This window comes from Streptomyces coffeae (genome assembly GCF_016741875.1).
GTDB lineage: Bacteria > Actinomycetota > Actinomycetes > Streptomycetales > Streptomycetaceae > Streptomyces > Streptomyces coffeae.
The window spans coordinates 1-473 of sequence record NZ_JAERRF010000195.1 but is presented as its reverse complement, the minus strand read 5'-3'; the positions used below and the strand labels follow the sequence as shown (position 1 = coordinate 473).

General features: G+C 64.1%; 1 protein-coding gene. It reads left to right on the top strand.

Going from position 1 to position 473, the window contains the following annotated elements; all coding sequences use genetic code 11:
* The coding region (locus tag JK363_RS41640) for a vWA domain-containing protein (RefSeq protein ID WP_201883517.1) at nt 1–473 on the top strand (473 nt) is incomplete at both ends.

Here is a 473-nt window from a genome sequence, read left to right as displayed (position 1 = left end):
GGACCAGCAGATTGCGTATCTTGCCCGCCGGTCGGGGGAACTGGACCAGGAAACCCGCGTCACGGTGTACGTCTTCGCAGACACGGTGGAGTGCGTCATCTATGACAAGGACGTGCTGCGGATGCCGTCGCTGAAGCAGCTGTACCGGGTCGGCGGAATGACGGCTCTGCTGGCGGCCGCGCTGAAGTCACAGCGGGAGCTGGCGCAGACGGCTCAACTGTACGGTGACCACAGCTTCCTGACGTTCGTACTGACCGACGGGCAGGAGAACGCCAGTCATCGCTGCCCGGATGCCCCTGCCAGGGATCCGCGTGAACTGGTCGAGGCCGTGGCCAAGATGATCGCGACACAGGAGGACAACTGGACGCTGGCTGTCCTTGTGCCGGACCAGATGGGCAAGCGCGAGGCCATGCAGTGCGGTTTCCCGAAGGACAACATCGCCATCTGGGACGCCACGAGCACACAGGGTCTGC